This window comes from uncultured Campylobacter sp. (assembly GCF_937890585.1).
Lineage (GTDB): Bacteria > Campylobacterota > Campylobacteria > Campylobacterales > Campylobacteraceae > Campylobacter_A.
Map to the genome: position 1 here is coordinate 1 of NZ_CALACG010000059.1, position 5668 is coordinate 5668.

Below are 5668 nucleotides of genomic sequence, written 5' to 3' on the forward strand. Positions count from 1 at the left end.
CTTGTAAAATAGAAATTTTTAATAATAAAATTTATTAAACTTAAAAAATTATAAATAGTAACTACTAAAAACGAGAGACTTTGTTTTAAATTTTAAACGCTAGTTAAACTTTAAAACCATAAAAGGCTTAAATTTAAGCCTTTTTCTCGCTTATTTTTATATAAATATGTAAGATATCGATCGCTGCTGGCGTGATACCTGAAATTTCACTCGCCGCAAAAAGCGTTGGCGGGGCAAATTTCTCAAGCTTTTCGACCACCTCGTTGCTAAGGCCGCTTATGCTTCTAAAGTCGAAATTTTCAGGTATTTTCACATTCATCATATCTTTCATCTTCTCGATCTGATTTTTTTGCTCGCCGATGTAGTGCTGATACTTGCACTCGGTTAAAATTTGATCCATGCTCGCATCGTCTAAATTTACAAATCTCTCATCAAGCTTTCTTAGTTTTTCAGCCGTAAAGCTCTTGCGTGCGACTATCTTTTGAAGGCTCACGTTTTGACTGATCGGCTCTTCATCAAGACTTGCTAAAAGCTCTAAATTTGCCTTGCTTGGCGTGATCTGAGTGCTGTTTAAAAACTCTAAACCCTCTTTTAAATTTCTTTTTATATTTTTGATCTCGTTAAAAGTCTCATCATCAAGCAGTCCAAGCTCATGACCATATCCGCCAAGCCTTAAAATGGCATTTTCCTCACGCAAAAGCAAGCGATACTCCGCCCTACTCGTAAACATCCTATATGGCTCCTTTGTCCCTTTTGTCACAAGATCATCGATGAGTACGCCGATATACGCCTCATCACGGCGCAAGATAAGCGGCTCTTTGTTATCAAGCGAAAGCGCAGCATTTATGCCAGCCATTAGCCCCTGAGCGCCGGCCTCCTCGTATCCAGTCGTGCCGTTTATCTGCCCAGCCAAGTATAGCCCTTTTACTTTTTTAGTCTCAAGGCTATGTTTTAACTGCGTTGGCTCGACATAGTCGTACTCTATGGCGTATCCATGCCTTACTATTTTGGCGTTTTCAAAGCCCTTTACAGAGCGGAGCATCTGCACTTGCACCTCATAAGGCAGACTCGTTGAAAAGCCGTTTATGTAGTATTCTGTCGCTTCAAGTGTTTGAGGCTCGATGAAAAGGTGGTGTCTGTCGCGGTCGCCAAAGCGGTTTATCTTATCCTCGATACTAGGGCAATATCTTGGTCCGATACCCTCGATCTGACCTGTAAAAAGTGGTGCTTTATCGAAATTTGAGCGGATTATCTCATGCGTGGTTTCGTTTGTATAGGCGATGTAGCATGGTAGCTGCGTTGGGGAGAAATTTTTAGTTCTAAAGCTAAATGCAACTGGCTTTGCATCGCCATCTTGCTTCTCTAAAATTTCAAAATTTATCGTTTTTGCGTCGATCCTTGGGCATGTTCCAGTCTTTAGCCTGCCTAAATTTAGCCCAAGCCCCCTTAGGCTAGAGCTTAGATTCTTTGCGCTTAGCTCGCCCACACGGCCAGCTTCAAGTTTGTTAAATCCAACGTGGATTAGCCCGTTTAAAAATGTGCCAGTTGTAATTATCACCTTTTTTGCGTTATAGATGTTATTTAGATGGGTTTTAACGCCCGTTACTTCGCCATTTTGGCTTAAAATTTCAGTGGCGATCTCTTGAGAAATTTCTAAATTTGGCGTATTTAAAAGCAAATTTCTCATATAAACGCGGTATCTATCCATATCTATCTGAGCGCGGCTACCACGTACTGCTGGGCCTTTGCTCTCATTTAGCACGCGAAATTGGATGCCAACAGCGTCAGTTGTAAGCCCCATTTGACCGCCAAGCGCGTCGATCTCTTTTACAAGGTGCCCCTTTGCAAGACCTCCGATGGCTGGATTACAGCTTGCAGCGCCTATTTGCTCGGCCAAGATAGTGATCAGTAAAGTTTGTTTGCCCATTCTAGCAGCCGCAAGACTTGCCTCAATGCCAGCATGTCCGCCGCCAACGACGATGATTTCATAGTCCATGATAAATTTTTCCTTATTTTTGATGGGCAGATTTTATCAAAAAGCATATAAAATTTAAATTTTTTCAAAGAAATTTCACCACAAAATTTATGGTTAGAGTTTTTTATTAATGATATTTTAAATATTTTGCTGTTAGATTTACAAAATTTTAAATCCAAAAAGGCTTTATTCATGAGGAATTTACTAAAAGTCACTGGCTTTTTGCCCTACCTTGCGATCGCATTTTTAAACGCAAGTGTCGATCTAGCGCACAAAATAACCATCCAAAACGTCCTTTTAAAGACCTACTCAGGCGACACACTTTTTATCCTAACAGCCGTTATAAATGCGATGATCTTGTTTCCATTTATATTTTTATTTTCGCCTTCAAGCTTTATAAATGACAAATTTGCAAAGACAAAGGTTATTAGAATTTGCGCCGTCTTTGGCGTTGTTATCAGCGTTGCAGTGCTTATTAGCTACCTTTTGGGTGCTTTTGGCGTGGCATTTGCGCTCACACTCATACTAGCTGCTCAAAGTGCGATCTACTCGCCTGCAAAATATGGCATCATCAAAGCCCTCGTCGGCACTGAGCGACTTGGCACAGCAAACGGCATCATCCAAGCACTCACCATCATTGCGATACTTGTTAGCTCATTTTTATTTTCATTTATATTTGAAAATTTATACATCCAAGGTGAAAACTCAGAAGAAATTTTAAAAAGCGTCTATCCTATCGGCATCTTTTTGGTCGTTTTTAGCGCACTCGAAGCATTTTTTGCCTACAAGCTACCTTACATTAGCGAAACAAACGAACAAAGCGGAGAATTTGAGCTCAAAAAATACATCAGCCTTAGCTACTTAAGAGAAAATTTAAAAGAGGTAAGATCAGATAAAAATATCTGGCTAAGCATCGCTGGGCTAAGCATATTTTGGGGAATTTCTCAGATCATCATAGCAGCCTTCCCAGCTCACTACAAGGCAGTTTTCAATGACGATAGCTCTCTAGCGGTGCAAGCGATCCTTGCAGTAAGCGCCATAGGTATCGCATTTGGCTCATACGTGGCTGGCTCTATGTCAAAGCTACACATAGAGCTTGGTATCGTGCCGATGGGTGCTATTGGTATATTTTTCTCGCTTTTATTTTTCGCTTTTGGCTCAAATATCGGCGTAGTGAGCCTTAGCTCATTTGCATTTGGATTTTTTGGAGGCATATTTATAGTGCCGCTAAATGCGATGATCCAGTACTTTGCCCCGCAAAAAACGACTGGTAAGATAATGGCAGCAAATAACTTCTTGCAAAACGTCTCAATGCTGCTATTTTTGGCAATTGGCATAGGCTTAGTATATTTTGAAATTTCAACCACTGGGCTCTTTGTCTTTACAGCGCTTGTTTGCTTGATTGGCAGTTTTTATGCCATTTTGCAGCTTCCACACCTTTTTACAAGGCTACTTTTATTGCCATTTTTAAAGACAAAGTACCGCTTTTTTGTAGAGGGTCTTCAAAATTTACCACAAAGTGGCGGCGCGCTACTACTTGGTAACCACATTAGCTGGATTGATTGGCTCGTGCTTCAAGCTGCAAGCCCAAGGGGCATAAGATTTGTCATGTATAGAACGATCTATAACAAATGGTATCTAAAGCAAATTTTTAAATTTTTTAAAGTGATCCCGATAGGCGCAGGCGCTAGCAAAGAGTCCATAGAGCTAGTTAGAGAGTGCCTAAAAAATGGCGAAGTGGTCGCACTTTTCCCAGAGGGCCACATCAGCTACAACGGCCAGATAAATGAGTTTCAAAAGGGCTTTGAGCTTATCATCAGAGATCTAGAAGAAATTTGCATCGTGCCATTTTATCTTCGTGGCCTTTGGGGTTCGAGCTTTTCAAGGGCTAGTAAATTTTACAAAGACCTCACTTCTAAAAACGGCAGACGCGACATCATCGTCGCCTTTGGCAAGCCAATAACTACATTTATAAACGCTGCAAAGATGAAGCAAAAGGTGCTTGAGCTTAGCTTTTCATCGTGGGAGAGCTTTATCTCAAGGCAAAAACCACTAACAAGCGAATGGCTAAATAACGCAAAAGAGGATAAATTTAAAGAGTGCGTGAGCGACAGCACTGGACTAAATTTAAGCAACTTGAAATTTATAACCGCCGTTTTAGTCTTTATCAAAATTTTCAAACGCGAGCTAAAAGATGAGAAAAATATAGGCATCTTACTGCCTAGCTCAAGCATCGCAGCGATAGTAAATATGGCGCTTCTTGCGATGGGCAAAGTGAGCGTAAATTTAAACTATACGCTTAATGTTACCTCGCTAAATCACGCCCTAAGAAAGGCAGATATAAATACAGTCATCACCTCTAGCAAATTTCTTGAAAAGCTCGCACTTAAGGGCTTTGATCTAAAAGATGCGATGAGTGGCAGGGCTAAATTTGCAGAAGATCTCTCAGCTAGCGTCACAAAAAAAGAGAAATTTTTAGCGCTTTTAACTGCCTTTTTTGCTCCAGCTTGGCTCATTAAGCTTTGCTATTTTAAGCGTGTAAGCTTAGAGGATACGGCTACCATTTTATTTAGTAGCGGCAGCGAGGGCGAGCCAAAAGGTATCGAGCTAAGCCATAAAAATTTACTTGCAAACATCAAGCAAATAAGCGAACTTCTAAATTTCAAAAAAGATGACGTGATCTTAAACTCACTCCCTGTTTTTCACTCATTTGGACTAACAGTCACCACTCTTATGCCACTTTGCGAGGGCATAAAAATGGTGAGCGTACCTGACCCAACAGACGGAGCGACTATCGGCAAAATGGCCGCAAGACACAGCGCTAGCATCATCTTTGGCACCTCGACCTTCTTTAGGCTCTACACCAGAAACAAAAAGCTTCATCCGCTGATGTTTCAAAGTGCCAGAATGGTCGTAGCTGGAGCTGAGAAGCTAAAACCTGAGATAAAAGACGAGTTTAGGCTCAAATTTGGCATAGAAATTTATGAAGGCTATGGCGCGACCGAAACGGCGCCAGTAGCTGCTGTAAATATGCCAAATATCCTAGAAAAAGAGAGCCTAAAAGAGCTTACATTTAATAGACCTGGCAGCGTTGGTATGCCTCTGCCTGGCACTATCATAAAAATAATCGACCCAGAGACGCTTGAAGAGCTAGAAACTGGCACAGACGGGCTCATCGTGATCGGCGGATCGCAGGTGATGAAGGGCTATCTAAACGACGAAGCTAAAACAAGCGACGTCATCACGCACATTGACGGCGTTAGATACTATAAAACTGGCGATAAAGGCCACATAGACGAAAACGGCTTTGTATTTATCGTCGATAGATACTCAAGATTTGCCAAGATAGGCGGCGAGATGATAAGCCTTGGAAGCGTCGAAGAAGAGCTTGCAAAAGTGCTTGGAAGCGACATTGTCTTTAGCAGCGCAAACGTGCCAGATAGCAAAAAGGGCGAAGCGATCGCACTTTTAGTAAAAAGTGGCACAGAGCCTGAGAATATTGAGCAAATTTTAAAAGAGAGCAACTTAGCTCCTATAATGATGCCAAGTTATATATTTATCGTTGATGATATACCAACGCTTGCAAGCGGCAAGGTTGATTTTAAGGGTGTAAAAGCTCTAGCGGTATCACTTTTAGCGGAGTGAGCCGCCGCCCTTTTATTTTTGTGATAAAATAGCGCCAAAATATTACCT

Annotated in this window: 2 protein-coding genes; one reads left to right on the forward strand and one right to left on the reverse strand. The window is 41.4% G+C overall.

Going from position 1 to position 5668, the window contains the following annotated elements; genetic code table 11:
- Window positions 1-133: 133 nt before the first annotated feature.
- Window positions 134-1996: a tRNA uridine-5-carboxymethylaminomethyl(34) synthesis enzyme MnmG gene (gene mnmG, locus Q0296_RS01495; protein WP_298035847.1), complete on the reverse strand. Its 1863-nt coding sequence runs from the start codon at window positions 1994-1996 to the stop codon at window positions 134-136.
- Between the two features lie 171 nt (window positions 1997-2167).
- Here mnmG and Q0296_RS01500 point away from each other — a divergent pair, with 171 nt between their 5' ends.
- Complete coding sequence (locus tag Q0296_RS01500) at window positions 2168-5620, forward strand: acyl-[ACP]--phospholipid O-acyltransferase (protein WP_298035848.1); 3453 nt, start codon at window positions 2168-2170, stop codon at window positions 5618-5620.
- Window positions 5621-5668: the final 48 nt, after the last annotated feature.